Below are 26110 nucleotides of genomic sequence, written 5' to 3' on the forward strand. Positions count from 1 at the left end.
GGCGCCCATGGGATAACAGCGCCACTTACCCTCTTCTCGCACGACGGCAACGCCGAAGCCGTCCGGTGCGTCCGCGGACGGCCCTTGCGCTGGAGCGCGCTGTGCTCCCATGGGCGCCAAGGCGCTGACGAGCCTTCAGACCGCCGAGACGGAGCTGCGTGAGCTGCGCAGCTCGGGCGCGGTGTTCGGGCTGCTCGACGTCGACGACGAGTTCTTCGTCATCGTGCGCCCGGGCCCGTCCGGGACCCGGCTGCTGCTCTCCGATGCCACCGCCGCGCTGGACTATGACATCGCCGCCGAGGTGCTGGACAACCTCGACGCCGACATCGATCCCGAGGACCTCGAGGACGCCGACCCGTTCGAGGAGGGCGACCTCGGGTTGCTGTCCGATGTCGGGCTGCCCGAGGCGGTGCTCGGCGTCATCCTCGACGAGACCGACCTGTATGCCGACGAGCAACTCGGCCGCATCGCCCGCGAAATGGGCTTTGCCGACCAGCTGTCGGCGGTGATCGACCGCCTCGGTCGGTGACTACTGACGAAGACCTGATCCGTTCCGCACTGTCGGTCGCCGCGACGGCGGGGCCGCGCGACGTGCCGATCGGTGCGGTGGTCGTCGGCGCCGACGGGACCGAGCTCGCCCGGGCGGTGAATGCCCGTGAGGCCCTTGGCGATCCGACCGCGCACGCCGAAATCCTGGCGATGCGGGCGGCCGCCGGCGTGCTCGGCGACGGGTGGCGGCTGGAGGGCACCACGCTGGCCGTGACCGTCGAGCCGTGCACCATGTGCGCCGGCGCGCTGGTACTGGCCCGCGTCGCGCGGCTGGTGTTCGGGGCGTGGGAACCCAAGACGGGGGCCGTCGGGTCGCTGTGGGACGTGGTCCGCGACCGTCGGCTCAACCATCGCCCCGAGGTGCGCGGTGGCGTGCTCGCGCGGGAGTGCGCCGCGCCGCTGGAGGTCTTCTTCGCCCGCCAGCGATTGGGGTGAGTGGCGATAATTTTGCGTCGAGATTGCCGTGAGGGCTGTGATCTTGGCGCGAGCACAACCATGGCGGCAATCTCGGTGCCCGGAACCATCGATTGGGGTGAGTGGCCAGGCGTTCGGTAAGCTGCCTGGCGGTGGCGTGTCCGAGCGGCCTAAGGAGCACGCCTCGAAAGCGTGTGACGGCTAAAACCGTCCGAGGGTTCAAATCCCTCCGCCACCGCCAAGAATGAATAAGAATCGCAGGTAATACTCCTGCGTAACGCCCAGCGCTTGCGGAAGTGGGCGGGGGTTGGGCACAAGATGGGTGAATTTCAGATCGAAAAATCTCATAGCTTCGCGGTGCGCAATCCACTCCTGGAGCCCCGCCGATGACGGATAAACCCAGCGTCTTGTTCGTCTGTGTGCACAACACCGGCCGCTCGCAAATGGCCGCCGGGCTGCTCGCGCACCTCGCAGGAGACCGCATCGAAGTGCGCTCCGCCGGAACCCAACCCGCCTCGGTGATCAGCCGCGCCGCCGTGGCGGCGATGGCTGAAATCGGCATCGATATCACCGCCGCGGCCCCCAAACTCCTCACCCCCGGCGCCGTGCGGGCGGGCGACATCGTGATCACCATGGGCTGCGGCGATATCAGCCCCCACTTACCCGGAGTCATCTACCGCGACTGGGAACTGGCGGACCCGGAAGGCCAGCCCCCCGACATCGTTCGCGCCATCCGCGATGACATCGCTAAGCACGTCCGCGCACTGATTGCCGAACTGCTTCCCACCACAAACACCGCATGATCGCCGCTTGGCGCGGTTCGGAGCGTCTTAAGTGGGCCCGCCGCCGCCCAGGCTGCGGGCCGTCTGAAATTCGCTGTCGCGATAGGGCCGGCCGTCCGGTTGCAGCAGGTCGTGAAACCACACCTTCGGCGGCGCCGCGTAGGGGTGATCCCACGAGTCCCACGGGAAGTACGTCTGGGTCTTCCCGGCGACCAGCCCCCAGTTGAACGCGCCGATGTTCCGGCGCTTCGCGATGGGCAGGATCGACTCGATCGTGCTGCCCTGGGGGCGAGCCATGTACTCCGTGCAGATGATCGGGCGCCCGTGCGGCGCGAGCTCCGCGACGCGCGACTCGAAGCCCGCGGGCTCGGCGTAGGAGTGGAACGTGATGACGTCGGCGTTGCTCAGCTGGATGTCGCTGATCGCGCTGGCGCCCCCATGCTCGCCCTGGTCGGCGCCGCGCCACACGCCGCTCGTCAGCGGTTGACTGGGATCGACCGACCGGGCCCAACGGAACACCTGGGGCAGCAGCTCCGCGACCCGCTCCAGCTTGTCCTTCCGCTCGACCTTGGCGTACACCCGCGCGGGATTGTCCGGCTCGTTCCACAGGTCCCAACCCAAAATCCGGTTGTCGCTGCGGAATTGGGTCAACACGCTCGTCACGTAGTCGTGCAGGACCTGGGTGTAGCCGGGGTCACCGAGGCGTTCCGCGCCGGGGCTCTGCACCCACCCCGAGTTGTGGACGCCGGGCCTCGGCGCGCGCTGCGGGCCGAGCTTGGGGAACGGGTCCCAGCAGGAGTCGAAGAACACGAACAGCGGCCGGATGCCGTGGCTCGCCGCGACGCTGACGAACTGCGCGAGGCGGTTGTGAAAGCCCCTCGCATCCTGCGCCCACAGCTGGTCGTGCAGGAAAACCCGCACGCTGTTGAAACCGTATGCCCGGGCCCAGCTCAGCTCGGTGTTGATGCGCCGAAGGTCGAAGGTGGCGGGCTGGAACATCTCGAGCTGATTGATGGCGTTCGACGTGATGTAGTTGGCGCCGACGAGCCATCCTTGCGCTTGATACCAGCTATTGGCCCGGTCGGGAGACCACCGGGTGATCTCCCCGGAGGAGCGCGGGGCCGGGTCCGCGGAGGCGCGTGGTACGTGAGCCAGGGCCGTGCCCGCCGCCAGCAGCAAGGGAAGCTTCAAGGCCGTACGACGATGCACCAAATGACGATAAATTTCCCGCGGCTCCGGACCCGGCATTTGGCCAGCGCGTCGCGCCGTGTTCTCGGTGCCGCGGAAATTGTTATCTTGTTGTGATCTACGGGCATTCGCGCGCCCGGTCGGGGGTCATGACGGGCCGGCCGCCCCGACAGGACGGATTTCCTTGGTGTGCAAGGCCATTGCGCGCCAAGCGAAAATGGGCTTGCTCAAATGTCAAGGGACGGCGACGTCCACCCGTCCACCACAAGCGGCAACGACACGGATGAATCGCCGCAACTGATCTCGATCGTCCACCGGCCGTCAACCGGCAGCCGGGCCTCGATCTCGAAGAAGGCGAACCCCGGAAATTCCCCGACGGCGGCTTCCGGCGCGTCGAACCATTTGTATTGCGGCGCGTCGAGTGTCGGGGGCTTGAGTTCCACATCGATCCGTCGGTCCGAATCCCCCGTTCCGGACTGCGTCAGCACCACGAGGACAAACCGGGCATGCCGGTCGGGCGCGACCGTATATTTCGACAGCACGCCGCCCTGCACGTTCAGCTTGTTGTCGACGGTCGCGGCCGCTTCCGCCAGGAAGGCCCCGGAAAGTTTCACAGGCAGAACCTACCGCGCAGCGCGGCCGCTCGGGCGTCGAACGCCGGCGGCGGCAAAAAATCGCCGGGCGCGGATGGGCAAACTGACTATAAATTTCGCACCCCGGGGCGCGATACTAAACCGGTGCCCGATCGCAACGTGCTCGGCGGTCCGCTGGAACCGTGCGGTACCGACCCGCTTACAGGTTTCTACCGCGACGGCTGTTGTTCGACCGGACAGGAAGACCTCGGTCGGCACACGATCTGCGCGGTGATGACGGCCGAATTCCTGGAACACCAGCGTTCCATCGGCAACGACTTGCTGACGCCGGTTCCCGAGCACCGGTTTCCCGGCCTGCTGCCCGGTGACCGCTGGTGCGTCACCGCCCTGAACTGGCTCCGGGCCCACAACGACGGATGCGCCGCGCCGGTGGTGTTGGCGTCCACCCACGAGCGCACCCTCGAGGTGGTGCCGCTGGAGGCGCTGCAGGAACACAAGGTCGACGTTCCCGACGACCTGGCCAACCTGTAGAGCTCGCGTGGCTTCTGCGGTCGGCGACGTGGACGACATCGACTTCGATGACCTGACGGCCCCCCGGCTGACCGACGTCCAGCGTCAGATCCTCGAATTCACCGAGGCAAGGCGCGTCGACTTCAGCGTCGACGCGATGCTCGCCGAAGCGGTCCAGCAAGCGCAGGCCGACGACCTAGACGACACCGACGGGTTCAGAGACCGGCTGGCCGCGCACGTCGCGGCCATCGAAGCGGACGAAGGCCTGACCCAGCTCACCCGTTCGTCGCTGCGGCAACGCGTGGTTCGTCTGCTCCGCAACCGGCTGTCGCTGACCGAACTCATCAAGCGGTATCCGGAAATCGAATCGATCTCCATCGAGAAGCCCTTCATCGTGGTCGGGATGCCGCGTTCCGGAACCACGCACCTGGTCAACCTCGTCGCGGCCGACCCGCGCCGGCGCGCGCTGCCCTACTGGGAGAGTCAGGAGCCGATACCCGCGCGCGGCGAAGGCCCCGACATTTCCGGCATCGACCCCCGGTACGCGCGGGCCAAGGCCGAGCACGACGCGCTCATGGCCAGCGCCCCGGTCGTGGCTGCCATGCACGACCGCTTTCCCGAGGCAATCGAGGAGGAGGTCGAACTCCTCGACCTCGACCTGGCCGCCTACGTCCTGGAATGGCATGCGCGCGTGCCGGATTGGCGCGACTACTACCTGGGGCTCGACCAGACCCGGCACTACGCGTATCTGAAGAAGGTCCTGCAGGCGCTGACGTTCCTCCGCGGTCCGCGGACCTGGGTGCTGAAGAGCCCGCAGCACTGCGAGCAGCTCGGCCCCTTGATGGCGACTTTCCCCGACGCGACCGTGGCCTTCACCCACCGCGATCCCGTCGCCGTGGTCCAGTCGGCCATCACGATGATGGCCTACTCCGACCGGCTACGCCGGACCACCATCGACCCGGAATGGCTGCTGGACTACTGGAGCGACCGCGTGCAGCGGCTGCTCGGCGCCTGCGTGCGCGACCGCGACCTCGTTCCGGCCGAACGCAGCATCGACATCGGCTTCCACCACCTCAACGGCAACGAAATGCCGTTGCTGGAGCAGCTTTATCAGCGCGGGGGAGTCGAGCTGACGCCCAACGTGCGCGCCCGCTTGCAGAACTACCTGGAGGGCAACCCGCGCGGCAAACATGGCCGCGTCCGCTACGCGCTGCAACGGCACTTCGGCATTTCGCCCGACGAACTGCGCGGGCGCTTCGAGTTTTATTTCAACCGATTCGACGTCCGGCCCGAATGAAGGAGTCAACAGCGATGTTCGAGCCGATCTATCGCGAGAGGCCCGGCGCCGACGGCCTGCGCCCGGCTGCCGCCGAGAAGGCCGAGCAGATAGCGCCGGGACTGTGGTGCTCGCCGGGGCTGTCGAACGCCTACCTGCTGACCACCGATGAGGGCCGGGTCATCGTCAACACCGGCATGGGCTTCGAGGGGCCGGTACACCGCGCCAACTTCGACGCCGTCGACCCCTCGCCGGTGCGCTACATCATCTTCACGCAGGGCCACGTCGACCACGTCGGCGGCCTGGACAGCGTCCGCGACCCCGACACAACGGTTGTCGCGCAAGCGAACTGGACGGCGTGGCGCGACGACAACGAAAGGCTGATCCCGTACCGCGCCGCCCGCAGCGCGTTCGCCTTCAAGGACACGCTGGCGTCGGGAATCCAGGACATCCAGCGCCGGCTCGGCACGAAGCGGCTGCCCGCCCAGAGTGTCCCCGCCGTCGATCTCGACTTCGAGGACACTCTGACCCTGGAGCTCGGCGGCCGGCGCATGGAGTTGATAGCCGTGCCCGGCGGCGAGACCACCGACTCGCTGGTGGTATGGCTGCCGGACGAGCGGATCTGCCTGTGCGGAAACACCTTTGGCCCGATATTCGGCCACATTCCCAACCTCGTCACCATGCGCGGCGACCGGTACCGCGACGCCCTGACCGCCATCGCGTCGGTCGAGCGGGTCCGCGACCTCGAGCCCGAACTCCTGGTGACGGGTCATTTCGAACCGATCGCGGGATGGGAGCGCATCAACGCCGAATTGACCCGCCTGCGCGACGCCATCCGGTACGTCCACGACCAGACCGTCGCCGGGATGAACGCGGGCAAGGACGTCCAGACCCTGATGCGTGAGATCACTCTGCCGCCGGAATACGAAGTGGGCCAAGGCTATGGGAAGGTCGACTGGGACGTGCGCGCTGTGTGGGAGAACTACTCGGGCTGGTTCCACCACCGATCGACCACCGAACTGTATCCGGTCGGCTTCGACGCCGTCGCCGCCGACGTGGTCGAGCTGGCCGGCGCCGACGCGTTGGTGGACAGGGCGCGAGCACACCTCGACGCGGGGCGACCACTGCACGCCATCCACCTCGCCGAGCTGGTTCCCCGCGACCACCCGGGGGCCCGCGACGTGTTGACCAGTGCGCATGAGACGCTGCTGGCCGACAGCACCAACTTCTGGGAAAGTGCCTGGCTCAGAAACCAACTAGCGAGGAACGCATGACGGCGCGAATCAGCTTCGACTTCACCGGGACGACCGTCTTGGTCACCGGTGGCACCAGTGGGATCGGCCATGCCACCGCAACGCTGTTCCGGGACGCCGGAGCCGACGTCACCATAACGGGAACCAAACCCGCGGCCGAGGACTACGACACCGACCTGTCGGGCATGGCCTATCAACAGTTGCGTATCACCGAACCCGAATCGGTGGACGCGTTGGCGCAGGCGTTCGCGCGCCTCGACGTGCTGGTGAACAATGCCGGCGCGAATTTCCCCGGCGGACTTGACGAGTCGAAACCCGACGGGTTCGACGCCTCGGTCGCGCTCAATCTGATCGGTCCGTACCGGCTCACCGTCGCGTTGTACCCGGCGCTGAAGTCGTCGACCGCGGCCGGGGGCGCCAGCGTCGTCAACGTCGCGTCGATGTCGGCGCTGCGCGCCGTCCCGCTGGTGCCCGGGTACGGCGCCGCGAAGGCCGGCGTCGTCTGCATCACGCGCAACCTCGCGGTCAAGTGGGCGCGCAAGGGAATCCGGGTCAACGCGGTGGCGCCGGGCACGATCGACACCCCGATGACCGCGCCCATGCACGGCGCGGCCGAGCTGGTCGAATCCGAGCTGGCCCACATCCCGTTGCACCGCTTCGGGTCGGTCGGGGAAATCGCGCCGACGGTGGCCTTCCTGTGCACGGAGCAAAGCAGCTACACCAGCGGCGCCCTCTTCGTCGTCGACGGCGCATCGGACTGCGTGTGAAAGCAAGGGGCTCACAATGACATTCGCTTTGCACCCGCAAGACTTTTACCACACCGGCGTCGTCGTGCCCGACCTCGGCGCGGCGATGGCCAGGCTGAGCGCGCTGGCCGGCTACCGGTGGATCAATCCGATGAGCTATACACTGCCTTTTCGCACCGCCTCCGGCGTCCGCGAATTGACGTCTACGATCGTCTACTCCCTGCAAAGTCCCCACGTCGAACTCGTGCAGGAGGTACCCGGCAGCCCGTGGACGGCTGCGCCGGGTAACGCCGTCCATCACCTCGGCTACTTCACCGATGATTTGGCCGAGAGCGCGCGGGCGTTGGAGGCCAACGGCTTCACTCTCGAGATGACTGCCGACACGCCCGGGTCCGAACTTTCGCTGTTCGCCTACTTCACGGACGCTTCCGGCACCCGCATCGAGATCGTCGACCGCGCTCTTTTCCCCGACTTCCCCGCCTTCCTGCAGTCGATGGCGGGGCAGGGGGAGGCATGACGTGCTGCTGAGCGTGCTGCGCTTCAATTTCGCGTCGCCGCAAGGTGATCCGCGCACCCAGAGCGCGATGCTCCGCGCCGCGCTCGAGCTGGCGCAGTGGGGCGAGTCGCGCGGCATTAGCTCGATCAGTGTCGACGAGCACCACGCGACCGGGCACGGGTGGAGCTGCAACCCGATCATGGCCGCGTCGATGTTCCTGGCCCGAACCACGACGCTGATCGCCAGCGTCGACTGCGCGCTGGGACCGTTGTGGAATCCGGTCCGGCTCGCCGAAGACATCGCGCTCGTCGACAACATGAGCCGCGGCCGGCTGCTGACCACGGTGGGCCTGGGCTATCGCACGGTCGAATACGATTCGCTCGGAATCGATTTCGGCCGCCGCGGCGAGCTGATGGACGGCCTGGTCGGGCGGATACTGTCCGTGTGGTCCGGCGCCGGCGCGGACGCGGGAGTCTGCACCGGCACCTGGACCCGGCCGCACCCACCGTTGTTCGTCGGCGGCGGTTCGCGCGCGACGGCGCGGCGCGCCGCACGATTTCGGCTCCCGCTCAGCCTCGCCGACCACCTGCCCGACGTCGCCGCCTACTACCGCGAGCTTTGTGCCGAGGTCGGTCTCAAGCCGCTCGTCGTCATGCCCGCCGCGATCAACCGCGGGATGATCTTCCTGCACGAGGACCCCGATCGCGCCTGGGCGGAGCTCGGCAATCACATCCTCTGGGAGGCAGTCACTTACGGCGGCTGGTCGCACGAGCAGCGTTCGCTCATGCACCTGCCCGGCGTGCGGACGCTCGACGAGGTCAGGGCGTCGGGACGATACCGGTTCCTCACGCCCGACGAGCTGATCGCCGAGGTGCGTGACGCCGAGGACTTCGGGCCGCTCGTCATGCACCCGCTGGTGGGCGGCATGCCCGCCGACGAGGCGTGGAAGTCGGTCCAGCTGCTCACCGACAAGGTCCTGCCCGCACTCACCTGATTGCGCACCTCTATAACGGGTATGGCCCTTGCGTCGGAACTGAGATCACAAGGATGGGGGAACGCGTGAAATCTGCAGTCAGCAGGGGAGTCGCACTCTTCGGTGGTGCCGTGATGGTCGTCTTCGGGGTCGCCCTGGGCAGCACCGTCAACGCATCCGCGACCAACGTGCCCGCGGCGCCGCCGACTTCGTCCAGCCCCGCTCCGCCGCCCGCGCCGCCGTCGGTGCCCTCGTACGGCGGCGGCTCCGGCAGCGTGCCCCCCGCCGGGGGAGGCGCGGGCGGCGCGGTCGCCGGATCGGGCGGCGGCGCTGGAGGTGGCGCCGGGGGCGGTGGCGGCTAGGCCGCTCTCACGAAGCGAGCCCGGTCAGGTCGGGCCGTCCGCCGAGGCGCTGCACCGTCGAACTGGCGGCCGCCGCCGCGCGCCGGCCCGCCTGGCGCGGCCCGGCACCGTCGCGCAGGGCGGCGATGAGCCCGGCCACGAAGGCGTCCCCGGCGCCGGTGGGGTCGACGACCTTCACGTCGGCGAACTCGAACAGCTCGCGGTCGGCCTGCCATGCCAGTAGGTCGCCGACGTCCGGGACGGCGAGCGCCACCAGCCCGGGGCCGCGCGTCAACAAGTCGTCGGCCAACGCCGCCGCTTGCTCCACGGTGGTGACCTCCGTGCCGGCGATCAGGGCGGCTTCGGTCGAATCGGCACGCAGCACGTCGACCATGGCGAGGAGGTCGTCGCGGATATCGGGTTCCGGCACGCCGTCCGCGACCACCCGCAGTCCTCGCCGCCGCGCCCGCCGCGCGGCCGCCAGCGCAGTGTCGGGCGGCTGCTGCAGCTGAATGGAGACGGTGTCGGCGTCCTCCCATAAGGAGGCGCTCCGGTCGAGGTCGGCCACGCGGACCAGGGAGCTTTCCGGCACGTCCTCCAGCAGGATGCGTTCGGCCGGCCGGCCGACGATGTCGATCAGCAACGCCGTGGTGCCGCGCTGCACGACACCGTCGACGTCAATGCCGTCACCCCGCGCCTGTCGCAACACCGAGGCGCCCGCCGGATCTTCGCCCACCACGCCGATGAGCGCGACCGGCGCGCCGAGCTGAGCCAGACCGACCGCCTGATTGGCGCCCTTGCCGCCAAGTAGTTCGTCGCGGTGCAGGACGGTGGTGGCCTCGCTCGCCGACGGCGGCCCGTCGGTGCGCAACACCAGATCGCGTCCGATTCGGCCCATCACCACAACGCTCATAGGAAGACTGTGCCCATTCAGCTCGCCGCGAATCGCCGGGCGGCGAGGTGTCACCGTGTGGTTCGATCAGCACAAGACGAGGTCAGGAGAAAAGTGACTCGACGATTCGGCCGGATCTTTGTGATCCCGTTCATCTGGGCGTTGGCGATGCTGCTCGCGCCGTCGGCGTGGGCCGACGCCTATACCGACCAGGTCGTGGGCAGGTTCAATGCGCAGACGCATGTGGTTGCCGACCCGGCGGGCAGGCCGCCCCTGCAGAACCCGGACAGGGTGAACGACCAGATCCTGACCACTCGATGGGCGTGGAGCTCGACACCCCGGCTCTGGGTTGCCGCGGTGGCCCCCGACCAGACCGGCGTGACGACGGCGGATGCCATCCACAACGTCATCCTGGGCCGCGATCCCGGGTTCAGCGGCGTCATCCTGGTAATCGACGCCAGGGGCTACCACGTGCGGGCCTACAACGTGCCGCGGGAGGTCGCGGACAGCGTGAATTCGCTCCTAGACCAGTCGGCAAGGGCCCACCGCAACGATCCCTACGGCGCGACCAGTGACTTCGTCAGCAAGCTGGCCGGTGTGAGCGTCGCTTCGGGCGGGCCGGTGACGACCTCCCCGGTCGGCACCGCGAAGCACACCAGCTGGACCTGGCTGTGGGTGCTGCTGATCTTCGTCGGCGTGGTGCTGGCGATCTGGTTCGCGGTGGGCCGAAACCGCAAGCGCCACAAGGACGCCGAGGCGCGCGAGTGGATCAAGGAACAGCTGATCGCCGCCGAATCCGAGGCCGCCGACCTCGATAGCGCGGTCATCGCCAATGCCGACATAGACGTCAGCGCCGAGTCGTTGAAGGCGAACGCCAGCCTGTCCGACGCCCGCAAGGCGTACCAGGCGGGTGATTACACCGCGGCGCGGGCGCACCTGCGGGCCGTGCAGTCCACCGTCGACAAGGCCAATCGCAAGCTGAACCCGGCGGCGATCCCCAATGTGAACGCCGTGACCTCGGTGCCGCCTGGGGAGCGCAAGCAGGCCACGGTGCAGGCGAGGAACCCGGACACCGGGCAGGTCATGACGATCAACAACAACAACTACAGCACCACCCCGCAGCCGGGCTACGCGAACTACTACCCGGGCGGCTACCACAACGGAATGTTCTTCTACCCCGGCTACTACCCGTACCCGTTCTGGGGTCCGGGCTGGGGTTGGGCCATCGCCGACGTGCTGCTCATCGATGCCCTGTTGGACGACCACTGGGGCGGCAGCTACGACCGCGGCTTCGAGGACGGGCGGGATTCGGCGCTGGCCAATTCGGGCTACGACGGTTACCAGGGCGGCGGCTACGACAGCGGTTACGACAGCCAGCAGGGCGACGTCGGCTTCGACGGGAATTACCAGTACTCGGGCGGCGGCGACACCGGCTTCGGCGGCGACTCGTACTCGGGCGGCGGCGACGTAGGTTTCGGCGGATTCGATTCGGGCGGCGGCGGATTCGATTCGGGCGGCTGGGACTCCGGCGGGGGCTTCGACTCTGGCGGGGGCTTTGACTCCGGCGGCGGTAACGACAGCTTCTGACCTCAGAAGGCGGAGATCCCGTCGCGATGCGGGTGCAGCGCTCCGACCGGGGAAGTCAGCGGAAGGTGCAGCGCGTCAACGATTCCGGGCTCGGCCGCGCAGACCCACGGGATGGCGTTGACCGCGCGCATGCCGGTGGCCAGCAGCCCGTGGTCGTTGTGGCTGTCGCCGGGCCGATGTCCCACCTCGAACTCGGCGTCGAAACTCGGTTCGCCGTCGATGATGACGCGCCAGATGCCATCGGTTCCGCCGGTGCGGCCCTTCGGCCAGTCCGGGGCCAGGTCGTCGGCGATGCGGTCGACGTGCTCGATGGTGATGACGTCGACGCCGTCGATGACGCCGATGCAACGGGCCCGGGTGGCACCGACCGTTCCCGCCTCGACAAGCCCGAAGGCGGTGGGGATTTCGCGCGGCGTGGGCAAGAACTCGCACGTCTCGCGGATGTCGTCGAGTTCCACGCCCAGCGCTTCGGCGACCATGGTGACGGCGGCGCCCCAGCCCCAGCGCAGCACGCCGGGCATCATCAACCCGCCTTGGTAATCGAGGGGCTGGCCGAAGCCGAACAGCTCGCGCATGTCGTATTCGGCCGGGTACTCGGAATAGTTGGTGATCTCGATGCCGCGCACCGAATACACCTTGTGTGACATCGACATCAGCGCGATGGGGAACAGGTCGGCGCCGAATCCCGGCTCGATGCCGCTCGAGAACAGCGAGCTGCCACCGGCTTCGGCCGCACCGCGGATCGCATCGGTCACCTTGGCGGGCATCGACCCGCGCGGGTAGACCAGTCCCGGTATCGCGGTGGTGACGACATTCTTTCCGGCGGAAAGGATTCGGCACAGGTCGCCGATCGCTTCCTTCATTCTTGGCGGCGCCGGCGCTGCGTAGACGACGCAGTCCGCGTTGCCGCCCAGGATCTCCGATTCGTCCTGGGTGGCGGCGACGCCGAGCGGGTCGATGCCCGCGAGTTCGCCGGCGTCCTTGCCGTTCTTGCTGTCCGAGTGCACCCATACCCCGACGAGGTTGAGGTTCGGCCGGTCGGCGATGGTTCGGATCGCGTACTTGCCCACTCCGCCGGTGGCCCAGACCGCGACCTTGTACGTGTCGTTCACGATTTCGGCTTCCTTCTCCAATGCGGGCTCTTGATGGCCTCGACGGCGTCGGTGACGTAGCAGTCGAGCAGACGGGGTTTCTTGCCGGACTGGCGCACCCACCGCTGGAACGCGAAATCGCCTGCGGCGAAGCCGAGCTGGACCAGCAAGCCGGGCCGGATGTCGGTGTCGGGGTTGGTTCCCATCCGCTCGCCGATCAGCTTCGTCGCGCGCTCCTTGTCCGCGGGTGTGTGCAGCGTGACCTTGTCGAGCAGGCCGGGCGCCACCAGCAGCGCCTCGCGCCACTCCTCGCAGTCGGCCGGGTCGAACGATCGGGTGCGGACGACGATCGCGTTGACCAGCGCGACGTCGGGTGATTCGGTGGCCGGCCGCTCCTCGAGCAGGCTGACGATCGCGGCGCCACCGTGGCGCAGCGGCGCGAGCAGCAGTTCCTCCTTGGTCGGCACGTGCCGGAAGAAGGTGCGCGGTGAAACGCCTGCGGCCGAGGCGATTTCCTCCGTCGTCACGGCGTCGTAGCCGCGCTCGATGAACAGCCGGAACGCCGCGCGACGGATGTCGGCACGGATCTGGGCGCGCTGTCGTTCCCGCAACGACTGGCTCAACGGAAGCAGCCAATCCCGCCGTCGACCTGGATCGTCTGGCCGGTGATGAACGTCGCGTCGGTGCCGAGCAGGAACGCCACCAGCGCACCCACGTCGGTGCGGACATCGCCGATGCGCTTCATCGGCACCCGCTTTACGGCTTTGGCATAGTCGTTGGGCGCGAACTGCTTCCACGCCTTGACGCCGTCCGACTCGGCGAACGGGCAGATGACGTTGACGCGGATGTTGTCGCGTCCCCACTCCAGGGCGGCGACCTTGGAGAGCCCGCGGATGCCTTCCTTGGCGGCGGCGTAACCGCCCCACTTGGGTTCGCCGCCGGTGCCGGTGCCGGAGCCGAGGTTGACGATCGACCCGCCGCCGGCCTCGACCATCAGCGGGTACACGGCCTGCATCAGCAGGAAGGTGGCGCGGGGTCCGACGTCGTACCCGAGCGCCAGGTCCTCGGTGGTGATGTCGACGAATCGCTTGGGTTCGTTGGTGGCGATGGCGTTGTTCACCAGGCCGTGCACGGTGCCGAACGCGTCGACCGCGGCCGCCGCGATCCGCGGAGCGTTGGCCGGGTCGCGCAGGTCGGCGACCAGTTGTTCGGCCCGCCCGATCTGCTTGAGTTCGGTGGTGGTCGCGTTCAGGGCCTCGTCCTGGATGTCGACGAGCAGCACCGACGCGCCGCGTTCCAGCAGCGCCGCGGCGATGCCCTTGCCGACGCCCTGCGCGGCGCCGGTGACGATCGCGGCGTGGCCGCGCATCGAATCGGGGTGGGAGTAGCTCATCGTTCCGGTCCCAGCTGGAGCGGCACGCCGCGGTGCATCTCGTAGGTGCTGCGGGCGCCGTCGGGCAGTTCGATGAACTCGACCGGTGTCCCGTCGGGATCCTTGACGAAAAACATTCGCACCCCGCCTATTTCGAACGGATCTTGGTCGGGCGCGTAGCCGGCGGCGGCGATGCGGCGGTGGGCGTCATCGAGATCGGGGACCCGCAGCGACACGTTGTGGATGCCGGTGATGCCGCGCCGCGGCTTCTCGGTGCCGGGTTTGGCGCCGAGCGAGAGCAGCTCGACCATCAGCCCGCCCAGCAGGCCGCCCACCACTCGACCCTCCTGCTTTCGTTTGGCGTGCAGTGCCGCGTCGAAGGGCTCGCCCGAGATCAGCGTTTCGAAGACGACGTCCATGCCGAGCGTGTCGCGGTAGAACGCCAGCGCGCGGTCCATGTCCGTCACCCCGACGACGAGGTGACAGAACGACACGTCGGCGAGCGCGGTCACGGCTTTTCCGCGAGATCGGGTGCGGGGCGCCCGGCGAAGAGCGGCAGGTCGAGGTAGGTCTTGATGCCCGGCTCGGCGGCGCAGACGTCGGTTATCGCGTTGACGCAGTGGTTGGCGGTGGCCACGACGCCTGGATTCTTCACCAGCCCTTCGGCGATCGTCTCCGGTTGCAGCCCCTTGAAGGTGAGGCTGACGCTGGGGTCGCCGGTGATCTCGACCTCGAAGCGTTCGCCGCGGCCGCCGAAATTCCAGGCCGGGTCCAGGTTTTCCTCACCCATCAGCCAGTTGACCGCGGCGGTGATGACTGGCTCGCCGTCGACGAGGGCCTGCCAGCGGAACCGGCGTGCGGCCACCTTTCCCGTGGTGATCGGGAACGGGGCGTAGTCGATGTCGGAGGTCGCCACCGCGACGTCCTGGATGGTCCTGATGTTCGGCTCGATGCGAAATCCCATGTGATCGGCCACCATTCGCACCGACTGCTTGAAACCTGCCTCGAGCAGGCTGGCCATGGGTCCCTGCATCGCTTCCTCGGGGGTGCCGCCGAATCCCATGATGTGGCGCACGACGTCCGGGGCGTTGTAGGTGCGGATATCCGAGAACTCCTCGGCGCGCACGTGGGTGACCGCCGAGGAGAGCGAGGACAACATCAGCGGAAATCGCTCGGTGATGCCGCCGGGGTGGATTCCCGAGCCGTGCAGTGTCACACCATTTTCGAGCGCGGCGTCGGCGATGGCCTGGTGGCGCGGGTTGCTCAGATCGGGGTACACCCAGCCGACGGGGGTGACCACGTTCTTGCCGGACCGCAGGATCGCCAGCACCTCGTCGTCGTTGGGGACAAGCGGGCTGTACACGACGCAATCCGCGTCGAGGGCCAGCACGTCGTCGACGCTGGTGGTCGCCGTGACACCCAGGGGCGGGGCGCCGATGATCTCGCCCACGTCCACGCCGTCCTTATTGGCGCTGTGCACCCAGCACCCGACGAGTTCGAGCTGCGGATGATTCAGCACGCATGCGATGGCGGCCTTGCCGACGCCCCCGGTCGCCCATTGGATGACCCGAATGCTCACCTGTGACCTCCCGAGTGCTTTACACGCCAACGGCTGGAATGGCACAGTATGACCCGCTGACAGTCACTGTCAATGACGCATGGGGAAGGCTGGCGATGGGCGCACTCGACGGCAAGATCGCGATCGTCACCGGCACCAGCCGCGGCGTCGGCGTCGGCATCGCACACGAGTTGCTGCGCGCCGGTGCCACCGTCGTCGGCTGCTCCCGGTCGCCCCTCGACACCATCCCTGGCATCGACGCCGACTGGGCGAGCCGTGCATCCCAAAAGATTTGCGACCAAGGCGATTACCGCTCGATCGACTCGTTCATCGCCGACGTCGTGGCCACCCATGGGCGCGTCGACATCCTGGTGAACAACGCCGGCGGCACGGTGCCGGCGCCGCACGCCGAAAGCATTCCCCCGCTCGTCTCGCGCATCCAGGGCGCACCGGACAGCGACGACGACTACGAGCGCACGGCGTTGTTTCATTCGTTCGCGGTGCAGATGAACCTCATCAGCCCGCTCTGGTTCGCGATCCGTGCGTACCGGCAGATGCGCACCCAGGACGGCGTGGGCTGCATTATCAACATCTCCAGCGGCGCGGGACACCCGGCCGGATCGCCGACCCTGGTCTCCTACGGGGCGGCCAAGAGCGGGCTGAACCATCTCACCCGTTCGCTGGCCGAGGAGTGGGGGCCGAAGGTTCGGGTCAACTGCGTCGCCCTGGGCCCGACCATGACCGAGAACTTCCGGTCGTTCGTTTTGCCCAAGGACGACCCGACCGGCGAAAAGTACTTCGCCGCAGTGCCGTTGCGCCGCGCGGGGGAGCCCGCGGAGGTGGGCCGCGTCTGCGTGTTCCTGGCCGGCGGGGACGCGGACTTCGTCAACGGCACCACCGTTGAGTGCGACGGCGGCATGCTTCCGGGTGTGCTCTATGACGCGGGCCTGAAGACCATCACCGATCTGCTGTAGCAATCGCCCACCTCTACCGACATCGGTCTGCTACTTTCCGGACACGCCAACGGTTCGGTGAACCCGGGGAGGCATCGTGCATCGGACAGTCGCTGTCGCAATGGGGGCCGCACTGGGGTTCGTCGTGGTCGGGTGCGTGGGGACGCCCCGGGCCGCCGCCGACAACCCGGTCTGCAGCGAGACGTGGTGTTCGTTCCTGTCCCCGTCACGCAACATCGGCTGCGAAATCGACTATCAACGCGGAACCGGAATACCCGACGAAGCGTATTGCCAGACGACGACTCCGCCGCAGTCCGTGCACATGTCCACCGATGGGACGTCCAAGACATGCACGGGAGAATTCTGTCTCGGCAACGCCGGGCAGGGCACGCCCACCCTGCCCTACGGCCAAACCGCTTCGCTCGGCCCGTTCAGCTGTCGGTCGGAAGCCAGCGGCATCACCTGCACGGTGACGTCAGGTCGCGGCTTTTCCATCTCGAACGCGGGGATCACGCCCGTCGGGTGACTGCCGGGTAACGCTGTCTCCAACTGTCAAAAAGCTGTCCTCTGCTGTCAATACTCGGGTCCCTGCGCTGCCGCAAGGTGGATGCAGCGGTAAGCCACCGCACCCGACAGCAAGGAACGGTCATGAACACCAGCAGCATCGAACACGTCGACGTGTTGATCATCGGCGCCGGCATCTCGGGCATCGGCGCCGCCTACTACCTGCGGACGATGCAGCCCGGCAAGACGTTCGCGATCCTGGAGGCGCGCGACGAGATCGGCGGGACGTGGGACCTGTTCCGGTACCCCGGAATTCGCTCCGACTCCGACCTGCACACGTTCAGCTACGAGTTCAAGGCGTGGGAGGACGAGAAGGCGATCGCCAGCGCCGACGCGATCATGGCTTACCTCCGCGAGACCGTCGCCGAAAACGGGATCGGCAAGTCAATCCGCTTCCGTCACAAGGTGATCAGCGCGGCCTGGTCTACCGAGGACGCGCGCTGGCTGGTCGAAATCGAGCGCGCGGGCGAACGGATCATCATGAGCTGCGGATGGTTCTTCTGCGCGAGCGGCTACTACCGCTACGACGAGGGGTTCACCCCGGAGTTCCCGGGGCGGGAGCGGTTCGCTGGACAAATCGTCCACCCGCAGCACTGGCCCGAGGGCCTGGACTACAGCGGCAAGCGGGTGGTGATCATCGGCAGCGGCGCGACGGCGGTCACGCTGGTTCCCGCCATGGCCGAGACCGCCGGGCACGTGACCATGCTGCAGCGCTCGCCGACCTACATCCTGCCGGTGCCGTCGGAGGACCGCATCGCCAACACGTTGCCCAAGCTCGTCGGCCGCGACCGCGCCTACGCAATCACCCGACGCAAGAACATCGCGAAGCAGCGGATCGTCTGGCGGTTCTGCCAGCAGTACCCGGGCGCCGCCCGCCGATTGATCCGCCACCTCAACGCCAAGCAATTGCCGGCCGGATACCCCGTCGACGAGCACTTCCGGCCGTCCTACAACCCGTGGGACCAGCGGCTGTGCGCCGTGCCCGACTCCGACATGTTCAAGGCCATCCGCGACGGCCGCGCCTCGGTGGTCACCGACCAGATCGAGACCTTCACCGAGCGCGGAATCCGGTTGCGCTCCGGGCGTGAACTCGAAGCCGACATCATCGTCACCGCCACCGGACTGAACCTGCTGGCCTTCGGCGGGATCAGCCTCTCGGTGGACGGCGTGCCCGTCGACCTGCCGGAGAAGGTGGCGTTCAAGGGGTTCCTGCTCAACGACGTCCCGAACTTCTCCTACATGTTCGGCTACACCAACTCGTCGTGGACGCTGAAGGTCGGGCTGGTGTGCGAGCACTTCTGCCGGCTGCTGGCCCACATGGACGCGCACGGTCACCGCATCTGCTACCCGCGGCTGCCCGGGTCCATGCCGACCAAGCCGCTCCTCGAAGTCACCGCCGGCTACGTCAAGCGCTCCGTCGACCAGTTTCCGCGCCAGGGCGCCGAGGGGCCGTGGCGGACCTCGATGGACTACCGCGGCGACTACAAGACGCTGCGCGAAGGTCCGGTCGAGGACGAAAACCTTTGCTTCACGGCCAACGCGCTCGAGCCCGCGCTCGCCGGATAACCGTCCCTTCGCAAACCGAGGAGCACACCGTGGAACTCATGACGCCGCTCGACGCGCTGTTCTTGTCGGCCGAGACGCGGGAGCACCCCCTGCACGTCGGCGCGCTGCAGCTGTTCACCCCGCCCACCGATGCGGGACCCACCTTTGTCCGCCACGTCCATGAGGCGATGCTGGAATGCGACGACGTGGCGCCGATATTCCGCAAGCGCCCCAGTTCATTTCGCGGCGCGCTCACGAACATCGGGTGGTCGTCGGGCGACGACGTCGACCTCGGCTACCACGTGCGGCGTTCCGCCTTGCCGGCGCCCGGCCGGGTCCGCGAACTATTGGAGCTGACCTCACGGCTGCACGGCAACTTGCTGGATCGCCACCGCCCCCTGTGGGAAATGCATGTCATCGAGGGACTGAACGACGGGCGCTTCGCCGTCTACACCAAGATGCACCACGCGCTGGTCGATGGGATATCGGCACTCGCGCTGCTGCAGGGGTCGCTGACCACCGACCCCGACGACACAAATTTCAGAACGCCATGGTCACCGCCGGAGACCGCGGCCGCCCCAGGTGTGCACCGTGGTACCTGGTTGCGCAGTATCACCAGCAAGCTGGGATCCGTTGCGGGAGCGGCGCCCTCGACGCTTCGGCTCGCGCGCGCCGCCCTGCTCGAACAGCAATTGACACTGCCGCTCCGGGCGCCGCGCACCATGTTGAACGTTCCGATCGGGGGAGCCCGTCGGTGCGCTGCACAGTCGTGGCCCCTGGACCGCATCAAGGCGATCAAGAACGCCGCCGGGGTGAGCGTCAACGATGTGGTCCTGGCCATGTGCTCGGGCGCGTTGCGCGCCTATCTCATCGATTACGACGGACTCCCCGACGCGCCGCTCGTCGCAATGGTCCCGGTGAGCCTGCGCAACGACAGCGACTCGGTCGGCGGCAACATGGTCGGGGCCGTGCTGTGCAACCTCGCCACCCACCTCGATGATCCGGCACAGCGCCTGCAGGCCATCCACTCGTCGATGCGAGCGAACAAGAAGGTGATGTCGCAGCTGCCCCGCGCGCAGGCGATGGCGTTGTCGATGTTGCTACTGAGCCCGGCCGTCGTCAATAGCCTGCCCGGTTTCGCCAAGGCGGCTCCGCCGCCGTTCAACGTCTGCATCTCGAATGTGCCCGGCGCGCGGGAGCCCTTGTACTGCAACGGTGCCCGGCTGGACGGGAATTACCCGATGTCGATTGCGCTCAACGGGCAAGCGCTCAACATCACGTTGACCAGCAGTGGCGACAGCATCGACTTCGGGTTGGTGGGATGCCGCCGCAGTGTGCCGCACCTGCAGCGGGTGCTCGGGCATCTGGAAACAGCGCTCAAGGATCTGGAGCGTTGCGCAGGTCTGTGAAAAGCGACGTCAAGCCCGCGCCATCGCCGGCGGGCGGATTCGGCTCCGGTAAGCGGCCGGCCCGGTCCCGAACCAGCGTTTGCACGAGCGGGTCAGCACGCTCTGCTCCGCGTAGCCGAGCTCACGGGCCAAATGCGTGAGGCTGATGCCGGTGTTACGCAGGTATCGGTCGGTGATGTCCTTACGGACCTGATCGACGAGCGCCGCGAACGTGGTGCCCTCCTCGGCGAGCCTGCGTTGCAGCGTTTTTGGGTGCAGGTTGAACTGGTCGGCAACCAACTCGAGGGTGGCAGCTCCGGTAGGCAACAGCTGGCGAACGATGATTCGCACCGATTCCACAATCCCGGCGTCCCGAGGGGTGATGCCGTTCAGATATTCGACGACGGCCTTATGGGCGACGTCATCGCGGTGCAAGGGCCGGTGCAAGTCGGCCGTCCGCACCGTGAAACCACCTGCCCGCGCGGCAAACTCGGGCGTGCATCCGAAGTACCGGAGGTAGTCGGCTTTGGGCGTGAGCGGGTCGTGCGGCAGATGCACCTTCAGTGGTATGTACTCGGCACCCATGAGTAGCCGGAATACCCGTAGTGAGACACCCAGCGACAGCTCCGTGGTCTGCGGGTGCGGCGGGGGGTTGTCCAAGAGAAATTCGAGCGTCACGAACGACAGTTGTCCGTCGCCGAGCGGCGCGACGCGGAGGGCGATGACCGGGCTGTAGGCCGCCATGTAGGTACCGAAGATTCCCAGGGCGTCCGCCACTGTGGCGGCGGTGCGGGCGGCCACGCCGACCGGCCCGAGAATCTCGATGCCCTGCCGCTCTGCCAGGCGTCGCCCGAAGTCCGGCGTGTTCGTGGCCTGGGCGGCCGACTCGATCGCAGTTATCGCCGCAAGGTAGGAAATGAACGCGTCGTAGTTGCCGGCATCCTGGATCCGGACACCCGCCTTGCGAAGCAGGGCCGCCGGGTCACCACCCAGTTCGGCGACCAGGCCCGCGTAGTTCGAGAGCGCGGTCCCGCGTACCACGGACATATCGACGACCCTCAGCGGATGGCGCCGCCCTGTCAAGGGCCAAAGGTCGTCGCGCGGTGTGTCGTCAACTGTCAAAAGCTTGTCTTGAAATGTCAAGACCGGGGCCGGGCTGTAGGCGCATCGTGAAAACGAGCAAGAAAGCCGAACCCCATCAGGAGAACGCATGTCGAATCAACGCGTCGCCATCACCGGCGGGGCCCGCGGCATCGGCCGGGCCACCGCCGAGGCCTGCTTGCGCGCGGGCATGTCCGTGGTCGTCGGAGACGTCGATGAGGCCCTGGTCGCACAGGCCGCCGCCGAGCTGGGTGAGGGGGCTATCGGGCTGCCGCTCGACGTCCGCGACGCGAACGGTTTCGAAGCGTTCCTCGTCGAGGCCGAAGAATGCCTTGGACCCCTCGATGCACTGGTCAACAACGCCGGCGTCGCCCCGGTCGGTCTGTTCATCGACGAAGATCCCCGCGACACCCAACGGATGATGGACATCAACCTCGGCGGCGTGCTCACCGGAACCCGTTTGGCACTACGCCGATTCGTCCCCCGCGGCCACGGCCACATCGTGAACGTGGCGTCATCGGCCGGGCAGATCGCGCCCGCCGGCGGGGCGACCTACGCGGGCACCAAGCACGCCGTCGTCGGCTTCACCCGAGCCGTTCGGGCCGAGGCGCGCGGCACGGGGGTCCGCACCACCATCGTGATGCCCGGGCTGATCCGCACGGAAATGATCAGCGGATTCAGAAAAGCAAGGGGCACAAGGATTATCGGCCCCGAAGTGGTCGCCGACGCGATCGTAGATGCCATCCACAGCGGTCGCGAAGAGGTGTTCGTTCCGCGTGAACTCGGGCCGGTTGCCCGGCTGATCGCGGGAAGCCCGCCCGCAATCGCTGATCGAATCAAGCGGGCGCTGAAGGCGGACGTCATCATGGTCCATGCCAACGCGGACGCCCGCGAATCGTACCGACAGCGGATGGACTCTGAGATCCAGGAGGTGCGAATATGACCGGAGTGCAGACCCGAAAGGTTGTGGTCAACGGCGTGCGCTCGCCGGTGCTGATCGATGGCGCCGGCCGCGCCGACGAGGCCGTCGTGTTCGTGCACGGCAACCCCGATGCGGGCAGCGACTGGGAGCCACTGATGACGCGTGTGGCCGAATTCGCCACGGTCGTCGCACCGGACATGCCCGGGTTTGGCGCGGCGGACGCAAGAGCAGACCAGGACTACACCTTGGCCGCCTACGGCGCGCACCTGGGCGGAATTATCGACCAGCTCGGCGTCGCCAGGGTGCACCTGGTCGCGCACGATTTCGGCGGACCGATCGGGCTGACATGGGCCGCCGCCAATCCCGAGAAGGTCGCCAGCGTGACGCTGATCAACACCGGAGTGCTGCTCGACTACGGGTGGCACCGGCTGGCGCGAGTCTGGCGCACTCGGGTAGCCGGGGAACTGTTCATGCGAACGACCACCCGCGGCCTGGCGCGCTTCGTGATCGGGCACGACAACCCAGGACTGCCCGGGGAATGGGTGAATCGGATCGCCGAGCACCTGCTCCCGGCCGGGACGAAGCGCGCCGTGCTGCGCCTCTACCGCTCCACCCGCCAGGAAGACATGGACAGGCTCGTCAAGCCGCTACGCGACCTCGATCCAGACACCTTGGTGGTGTTTGGTGCCGCGGACGTCTATATCCCGGTCGCGCAGGCAGAACGCCAGCTCCGAGTATTCCCGCGTGCGCGCGTCGAAATCTTGCCCGGTGTCGGTCACTGGGCGTGGCTCGAGCAACCCGACCGGGTTGCCGGCCTAGTTGTGCCATTCTTGCGTGAGCGGGTCGGCGCGACTGTCCACAAGTTCCAGTAAGACAAGGAGATTCGCATGAGCACGGCGATCGAAACCACCCCTGAACAGTTCGCGGCGCTGACCTCGCGACCGACGGACCAGCCGGTGCTGATGGTCAACCTGTTGAAGTTCAACCAGGCCGGCGGCCTGGAGTCCTACCAGCGGTACGGGCGGGAGGTCGCGCCGCACCTCGAACGCGTCGGCGCCACCGTCCGCTACGCGGGCACGGCACCGGCCGTCATCATCGGCGACGGCGAACGACCTTGGTGGGATGCGATTCTCATCGTCGAATACCCGACGCCGCAGGCGTTCATCGACATGGTGACCACGCCCGAGTACGCCAAGGTGCACGAGCACCGCGCGGCGGCGCTTGAGCGCGGCGACCTCATCGCCACCTCGGAGTGGGCGGTCGCCTAACCCAGGACGGGGATGCGGCGCTCGCGTCCTAAGCGATCGAGCGCGGCCTGCATGACCGAGCGGACGTAGGCGTCGACCTCGTCGACGTCGGGGTCCTCGCCGAACCGCTCGACAATGTCGATGGGCTCCAGCACCTGATAGACGATCTTGGCGGGCAACGGCATGTTGGCCGGGAAGAACAGCGACATCCCGAAGGGGAAGCCGATCGTGATCGGGAGGATCTCGATCCGAAACCGCTTGAGCCCCAGGCTCTTCGCCAGCCAATTGCCGCGCGTGAGGAAAAGCTGGGTCTCCTGCCCGCCGATCGACACCGCCGGAACGATCGGCACGCCGGCTTCCAGGGCGGTCCGCACGTATCCGGTGCGGCCGTCGAAGTCGATGACGTTCTGCCTCAGCGTCGGGCGGAACGCGTCGTAGTCGCCACCCGGGAAGGCCAGCACCACCGCGCCCGAACGCAACGCTTCGCCGGCGTTTTCCCGGCTGGCGTGGATGACGCCGAGCCGTCCCAGCGCCGCGCGAAACGGTGTGAAGAACACGCCGTAGTGGGCCACGGTGTACAGCGGGCGGTCGTAGCCGAACCTGCCGTACAGCGCCGGCGCCAGCACGTTCCAATCGGGCGTCAGCACGCCGCCGGAATGGTTGGACACCAGCAGGGCGCCGCCCGCCGCGGGGAAGTTTTCCAGGCCCCGGACTTCGGGGCGGAACCAGCGTTTGATGACCGGATTCACCGCGTTGATCAGCAGCTCGGTGAAAGTCGGGTCCCACTTCGCGATTTCGGGATGTGTCATTTCGTCACCCGCCGACTCGTCGCTGTGCCGTATTCGAGTGCCGTCATCGTCTCGCAGGGGCGGCCGCCTCGACAGAGCCGCAATCCCCGCACAGCGGGGACCAAAGACCTTGCCGCGCCATGGGGGCCAGCCGATGACCAATGGCGGCCACGGTGGGCCCAAAGACCCGTTCGAACACCTCCGGTCATCGATAACGTGGCCGGCGAGGTGCAGCGATGACGGTATTGATGACGGGGTTTCCGGGGTTTCTCGGCAGCGCGCTGCTGCCGAGCATCCTCAAACGCGTTGACGGTTCGGCGATCTGCTTGGTGCAAGCCAAATTCGCCGCTGTCGCGGAACGACGGGTGGCCGAGCTCGGCACCGCCGACCCGTTCCTGGAGGGCCGGATCCAGGTGGTCGAGGGCGACATCACCCGACCGGGGCTGGGACTTGCGCCGGGCGACCTCACCGGCGTCACCGAGGCGTGGCACTTGGCCGCCGCATACGACCTGACGGTGGCACGTGACGTAGCTCTTCGGGTCAACGTCGACGGCACGCGCAACGTCCTGGACGCCCTCGAGCGCTGCCCCATGCTGACTCGCCTGCACTACTTCAGCACCTGCTATGTCAGCGGCCGCTACGACGGCGCGTTCGGTGAGGACGATCTCGAAGTCGGCGCGCCGTTCAACAACTACTACGAGGAGACCAAGAACCTCGCCGAGGCCGATGTCCGCAGGCACATGGCCGCGGGCCTGCCGGCCACGATCTATCGCCCCGCAATTGTCGTCGGCGACAGTCGCACCGGCGAAACGCAGAAGTTCGACGGGCCCTATTTCGTCATGCAATGGCTGTTGCGCCAGTCCCGGCACGCGATCGTGCCCATGGTGGGCGACCCGACGGCGACACGCGTGAACGTGGTCCCGCGCGACTTCGTCATCGACGCCGTCGCATATTTGAGCGGCCTCCCCGCATCCGAGGGCCGCACCTATCAGCTGGCCGATCCCTTCCCGCTCACCGTGGACGAGATGACGAAGACGATCGCCGAGGCAACCGGCAAGGAACTCATCAAGGTTCCGTTACCGCGCGGGCTCGCCAAGGCCTCCCTGGCGCATGTTCCGGGCCTGTACCGCCTGATGCGCATCCCGCCCGAAGCCGTCGACTACTTCGCGCACCCAACCACCTACCTGACCGACCATTGCCGGGCCGCCCTCGCCGGCAGCGGCATCTCGACGCCCGCGTTCGGCAGCTATGTCGACCGGCTGGTCGAGTACATGCGCGACCACCCCGAGGTCGGTTCGGCGGCGATGTTCTAAGAGCCCTTCGCCTCCCGGGCTCTTCGCGGTCTAATGGGTGCATGGAACCGATGGCGCCCACCGACGGGGTATTTCTTCTGGGTGAATCCCGTGAGCATCCCATGCACGTGGGCGCCTTGTCGTTGTTCGAGCCGCCGGAGGGTGCAGGCCCCGAATTCGTCCGTGAGTTCACCGACGCCCTGATCGCCAACGACGAATTCCAGCCCACTTTCCGCAAGCACCCAGCGACGCTTCTGGGCGGGATATCCCCGATGGCGTGGACCTATGACGACGAGGTTGACGTCGACTACCACGTCCGGCGCTCGGCGCTGGCAGCACCGGGCCGGGTTCGCGAACTGCTGGAGCTGACGTCCAGGCTGCACACCGGTTTGCTCGACCGCCACCGCCCCCTGTGGGAGCTTTACGTGGTGGAGGGGCTGAACGACGGCCGGTTCGCCATGTACAGCAAGATGCATCACGCGCTGATCGACGGCATTTCAGCGATGAAGCTCATGCAGCGCGCATTGTCGATCGACCCGAACGACAACGAGATTCGGGCGATGTGGAGCCTGCCCAGGCGAAAGCGCACGTCCCGCCCCGCATCTCGGCTCGGCTCACTGGTCAAGACGTTGGGATCGCTTGCCGCGCTCGGCCCTTCGACGGTTTTGCTCGCCCGCGCGGCGCAGCGC

General features: G+C 67.5%; 28 protein-coding genes, 1 tRNA gene and 2 pseudogenes. 21 read left to right on the forward strand and 10 right to left on the reverse strand.

The genetic code is table 11. The features are described from left to right. Positions 1-97: 97 nt before the first annotated feature. The 4 genes and pseudogenes from A5706_RS16745 to A5706_RS16760 form a co-directional block, all read left to right on the forward strand. Positions 98-529, forward strand: a pseudogene (locus A5706_RS16745) (tRNA adenosine deaminase-associated protein); the annotation flags it as partial. Beyond that, a complete protein-coding gene (locus A5706_RS16750) occupies positions 526-984 on the forward strand; it encodes a nucleoside deaminase (protein ID WP_068132572.1) in 459 nt (152 codons plus the stop codon). The pseudogene A5706_RS16745 and the gene A5706_RS16750, both read left to right, overlap by 4 nt. 130 nt (positions 985-1114) lie before the next feature. Beyond that, positions 1115-1204 (forward strand) — tRNA-Ser (locus tag A5706_RS16755). Positions 1205-1349: 145 nt separating this feature from the next. After that, a pseudogene (locus tag A5706_RS16760) lies at positions 1350-1766 on the forward strand (low molecular weight phosphatase family protein); the annotation flags it as partial. 27 nt (positions 1767-1793) lie between these two features. On the opposite strand, the gene A5706_RS16765 reads toward A5706_RS16760, so the two are convergent. Both A5706_RS16765 and A5706_RS16770 read right to left on the reverse strand, forming a co-directional pair. After that, positions 1794-2954: a cellulase family glycosylhydrolase gene (locus tag A5706_RS16765; RefSeq protein ID WP_068132576.1), complete on the reverse strand. Its 1161-nt coding sequence runs from the start codon at positions 2952-2954 to the stop codon at positions 1794-1796. Between the two features lie 206 nt (positions 2955-3160). Beyond that, the gene (locus A5706_RS16770; RefSeq protein WP_068132577.1) at positions 3161-3547 is read right to left on the reverse strand and encodes a hypothetical protein; all 387 of its coding nucleotides are present in this window, start codon (positions 3545-3547) and stop codon (positions 3161-3163) included. Between the two features lie 123 nt (positions 3548-3670). On the opposite strand from A5706_RS16770, the gene A5706_RS16775 reads away from it, so the two are divergent. The 7 genes from A5706_RS16775 to A5706_RS16805 all read left to right on the forward strand — a co-directional run bounded on the left by A5706_RS16775 (position 3671) and on the right by A5706_RS16805 (position 9142). Next, complete coding sequence (locus tag A5706_RS16775; protein WP_068100445.1) at positions 3671-4057, forward strand: DUF2237 family protein; 387 nt, start codon at positions 3671-3673, stop codon at positions 4055-4057. 7 nt (positions 4058-4064) lie between these two features. Next, positions 4065-5333, forward strand: coding sequence for a sulfotransferase (locus A5706_RS16780; RefSeq protein ID WP_068132579.1), 1269 nt, complete (start codon positions 4065-4067; stop codon positions 5331-5333). Between the two features lie 14 nt (positions 5334-5347). After that, the gene (locus A5706_RS16785; RefSeq protein WP_068132580.1) at positions 5348-6586 is read left to right on the forward strand and encodes an MBL fold metallo-hydrolase; all 1239 of its coding nucleotides are present in this window, start codon (positions 5348-5350) and stop codon (positions 6584-6586) included. Then, the gene (locus A5706_RS16790) at positions 6583-7332 is read left to right on the forward strand and encodes an SDR family NAD(P)-dependent oxidoreductase (RefSeq protein ID WP_068132582.1); all 750 of its coding nucleotides are present in this window, start codon (positions 6583-6585) and stop codon (positions 7330-7332) included. Before A5706_RS16785 ends, A5706_RS16790 begins: the two co-directional genes overlap by 4 nt. A gap of 16 nt (positions 7333-7348) precedes the next feature. Then, a complete protein-coding gene (locus A5706_RS16795) occupies positions 7349-7828 on the forward strand; it encodes a VOC family protein (protein ID WP_068132584.1) in 480 nt (159 codons plus the stop codon). Between the two features lies 1 nt (position 7829). After that, complete coding sequence (locus A5706_RS16800) at positions 7830-8801, forward strand: LLM class flavin-dependent oxidoreductase (protein ID WP_068132585.1); 972 nt, start codon at positions 7830-7832, stop codon at positions 8799-8801. Positions 8802-8866: 65 nt separating this feature from the next. Continuing rightward, the gene (locus tag A5706_RS16805; RefSeq protein ID WP_156767181.1) at positions 8867-9142 is read left to right on the forward strand and encodes a hypothetical protein; all 276 of its coding nucleotides are present in this window, start codon (positions 8867-8869) and stop codon (positions 9140-9142) included. Positions 9143-9149: 7 nt separating this feature from the next. Here A5706_RS16805 and A5706_RS16810 read toward each other — a convergent pair whose 3' ends face one another. Continuing rightward, positions 9150-10034, reverse strand: a complete 885-nt coding sequence (locus A5706_RS16810) for a PfkB family carbohydrate kinase (RefSeq protein WP_068132588.1) — start codon at positions 10032-10034, stop codon at positions 9150-9152. Positions 10035-10127: 93 nt separating this feature from the next. On the opposite strand from A5706_RS16810, the gene A5706_RS16815 reads away from it, so the two are divergent. Then, the gene (locus A5706_RS16815) at positions 10128-11600 is read left to right on the forward strand and encodes a hypothetical protein (protein WP_068132590.1); all 1473 of its coding nucleotides are present in this window, start codon (positions 10128-10130) and stop codon (positions 11598-11600) included. Positions 11601-11602: 2 nt separating this feature from the next. Here the strand turns inward: A5706_RS16815 and A5706_RS16820 are convergent, their stop codons facing one another. The 5 genes from A5706_RS16820 to A5706_RS16840 are packed head-to-tail and all read right to left on the reverse strand — an operon-like array spanning position 11603 to position 15642. Then, positions 11603-12712, reverse strand: a complete 1110-nt coding sequence (locus A5706_RS16820) for a dihydrodipicolinate reductase (RefSeq protein WP_197517862.1) — start codon at positions 12710-12712, stop codon at positions 11603-11605. Beyond that, on the reverse strand, positions 12709-13314 hold the full coding sequence (locus tag A5706_RS16825) for a TetR/AcrR family transcriptional regulator (RefSeq protein ID WP_068132592.1): 606 nt from the start codon (positions 13312-13314) through the stop codon (positions 12709-12711). The genes A5706_RS16820 and A5706_RS16825 overlap by 4 nt, the downstream gene beginning before the upstream one ends. Beyond that, entirely contained in the window at positions 13311-14084 is a 774-nt protein-coding gene (locus A5706_RS16830) for an SDR family NAD(P)-dependent oxidoreductase (protein WP_068132594.1), read from the reverse strand. Before A5706_RS16830 ends, A5706_RS16825 begins: the two co-directional genes overlap by 4 nt. Further along, positions 14081-14575, reverse strand: a complete 495-nt coding sequence (locus tag A5706_RS16835; RefSeq protein WP_255406316.1) for a VOC family protein — start codon at positions 14573-14575, stop codon at positions 14081-14083. Before A5706_RS16835 ends, A5706_RS16830 begins: the two co-directional genes overlap by 4 nt. After that, positions 14572-15642, reverse strand: a complete 1071-nt coding sequence (locus A5706_RS16840) for a dihydrodipicolinate reductase (RefSeq protein WP_068132596.1) — start codon at positions 15640-15642, stop codon at positions 14572-14574. Before A5706_RS16840 ends, A5706_RS16835 begins: the two co-directional genes overlap by 4 nt. 95 nt (positions 15643-15737) lie before the next feature. On the opposite strand from A5706_RS16840, the gene A5706_RS16845 reads away from it, so the two are divergent. From A5706_RS16845 to A5706_RS16860, 4 genes are all read left to right on the forward strand, one after another. Then, positions 15738-16595: an SDR family NAD(P)-dependent oxidoreductase gene (locus A5706_RS16845; RefSeq protein ID WP_068132597.1), complete on the forward strand. Its 858-nt coding sequence runs from the start codon at positions 15738-15740 to the stop codon at positions 16593-16595. A 100-nt stretch (positions 16596-16695) separates the two neighbouring features. After that, the gene (locus A5706_RS16850; protein WP_156767182.1) at positions 16696-17100 is read left to right on the forward strand and encodes a hypothetical protein; all 405 of its coding nucleotides are present in this window, start codon (positions 16696-16698) and stop codon (positions 17098-17100) included. A gap of 122 nt (positions 17101-17222) precedes the next feature. Continuing rightward, positions 17223-18704: an NAD(P)/FAD-dependent oxidoreductase gene (locus A5706_RS16855; RefSeq protein WP_068132601.1), complete on the forward strand. Its 1482-nt coding sequence runs from the start codon at positions 17223-17225 to the stop codon at positions 18702-18704. A 38-nt stretch (positions 18705-18742) separates the two neighbouring features. Then, entirely contained in the window at positions 18743-20092 is a 1350-nt protein-coding gene (locus A5706_RS16860) for a wax ester/triacylglycerol synthase family O-acyltransferase (protein ID WP_156767184.1), read from the forward strand. 9 nt (positions 20093-20101) lie between these two features. Here the strand turns inward: A5706_RS16860 and A5706_RS16865 are convergent, their stop codons facing one another. Continuing rightward, positions 20102-21118 (reverse strand): AraC family transcriptional regulator, encoded by a 1017-nt coding sequence (locus A5706_RS16865; RefSeq protein WP_068132605.1) that lies wholly within the window; start codon positions 21116-21118, stop codon positions 20102-20104. A gap of 163 nt (positions 21119-21281) precedes the next feature. Between A5706_RS16865 and A5706_RS16870 the strand changes: the two genes are divergently transcribed. Genes A5706_RS16870 through A5706_RS16880 form a run of 3 tightly spaced genes read left to right on the forward strand, consistent with a single transcriptional unit; the run spans position 21282 to position 23362 of the window. Continuing rightward, on the forward strand, positions 21282-22115 hold the full coding sequence (locus A5706_RS16870) for an SDR family oxidoreductase (RefSeq protein WP_068132607.1): 834 nt from the start codon (positions 21282-21284) through the stop codon (positions 22113-22115). Next, positions 22112-22966, forward strand: a complete 855-nt coding sequence (locus A5706_RS16875; RefSeq protein WP_068132608.1) for an alpha/beta fold hydrolase — start codon at positions 22112-22114, stop codon at positions 22964-22966. The genes A5706_RS16870 and A5706_RS16875 overlap by 4 nt, the downstream gene beginning before the upstream one ends. A 15-nt stretch (positions 22967-22981) precedes the next feature. Beyond that, positions 22982-23362 (forward strand): DUF1330 domain-containing protein, encoded by a 381-nt coding sequence (locus A5706_RS16880; RefSeq protein WP_068132611.1) that lies wholly within the window; start codon positions 22982-22984, stop codon positions 23360-23362. Here the strand turns inward: A5706_RS16880 and A5706_RS16885 are convergent. Continuing rightward, entirely contained in the window at positions 23359-24150 is a 792-nt protein-coding gene (locus A5706_RS16885) for a lysophospholipid acyltransferase family protein (protein WP_068132612.1), read from the reverse strand. The two genes, A5706_RS16880 and A5706_RS16885, sit on opposite strands and share 4 nt — an antisense overlap. Before the next feature lie 215 nt (positions 24151-24365). Between A5706_RS16885 and A5706_RS16890 the strand changes: the two genes are divergently transcribed. Next, the gene (locus tag A5706_RS16890) at positions 24366-25442 is read left to right on the forward strand and encodes an SDR family oxidoreductase (protein ID WP_068132613.1); all 1077 of its coding nucleotides are present in this window, start codon (positions 24366-24368) and stop codon (positions 25440-25442) included. A 41-nt stretch (positions 25443-25483) separates the two neighbouring features. Beyond that, on the forward strand, positions 25484-26110 hold a 627-nt coding region (locus A5706_RS16895; protein ID WP_197517863.1), incomplete at its 3' end, for a wax ester/triacylglycerol synthase family O-acyltransferase.

Source organism: Mycobacterium sp. E796, from assembly GCF_001672815.1.
Lineage (GTDB): Bacteria > Actinomycetota > Actinomycetes > Mycobacteriales > Mycobacteriaceae > Mycobacterium.

Bases quoted from the DNA above. Each gene is read 5' to 3' on its own strand.
- A5706_RS16810 (WP_068132588.1), bottom strand. From the start codon at position 10,034: ATGAGCGTTGTGGTGATGGGCCGAATCGGACGCGATCTGGTGTTGCGC.
- A5706_RS16790 (WP_068132582.1), top strand. From the start codon at position 6,583: ATGACGGCGCGAATCAGCTTCGACTTCACCGGGACGACCGTCTTGGTC.
- A5706_RS16880 (WP_068132611.1), top strand. From the start codon at position 22,982: ATGAGCACGGCGATCGAAACCACCCCTGAACAGTTCGCGGCGCTGACC.
- A5706_RS16795 (WP_068132584.1), top strand. From the start codon at position 7,349: ATGACATTCGCTTTGCACCCGCAAGACTTTTACCACACCGGCGTCGTC.
- A5706_RS16885 (WP_068132612.1), bottom strand. From the start codon at position 24,150: ATGACACATCCCGAAATCGCGAAGTGGGACCCGACTTTCACCGAGCTG.
- A5706_RS16830 (WP_068132594.1), bottom strand. From the start codon at position 14,084: ATGAGCTACTCCCACCCCGATTCGATGCGCGGCCACGCCGCGATCGTC.
- A5706_RS16850 (WP_156767182.1), top strand. From the start codon at position 16,696: ATGGGGGCCGCACTGGGGTTCGTCGTGGTCGGGTGCGTGGGGACGCCC.
- A5706_RS16855 (WP_068132601.1), top strand. From the start codon at position 17,223: ATGAACACCAGCAGCATCGAACACGTCGACGTGTTGATCATCGGCGCC.
- A5706_RS16875 (WP_068132608.1), top strand. From the start codon at position 22,112: ATGACCGGAGTGCAGACCCGAAAGGTTGTGGTCAACGGCGTGCGCTCG.
- A5706_RS16870 (WP_068132607.1), top strand. From the start codon at position 21,282: ATGTCGAATCAACGCGTCGCCATCACCGGCGGGGCCCGCGGCATCGGC.
- A5706_RS16860 (WP_156767184.1), top strand. From the start codon at position 18,743: ATGACGCCGCTCGACGCGCTGTTCTTGTCGGCCGAGACGCGGGAGCAC.
- A5706_RS16785 (WP_068132580.1), top strand. From the start codon at position 5,348: ATGTTCGAGCCGATCTATCGCGAGAGGCCCGGCGCCGACGGCCTGCGC.
- A5706_RS16890 (WP_068132613.1), top strand. From the start codon at position 24,366: ATGACGGTATTGATGACGGGGTTTCCGGGGTTTCTCGGCAGCGCGCTG.
- A5706_RS16865 (WP_068132605.1), bottom strand. From the start codon at position 21,118: ATGTCCGTGGTACGCGGGACCGCGCTCTCGAACTACGCGGGCCTGGTC.
- A5706_RS16845 (WP_068132597.1), top strand. From the start codon at position 15,738: ATGGGCGCACTCGACGGCAAGATCGCGATCGTCACCGGCACCAGCCGC.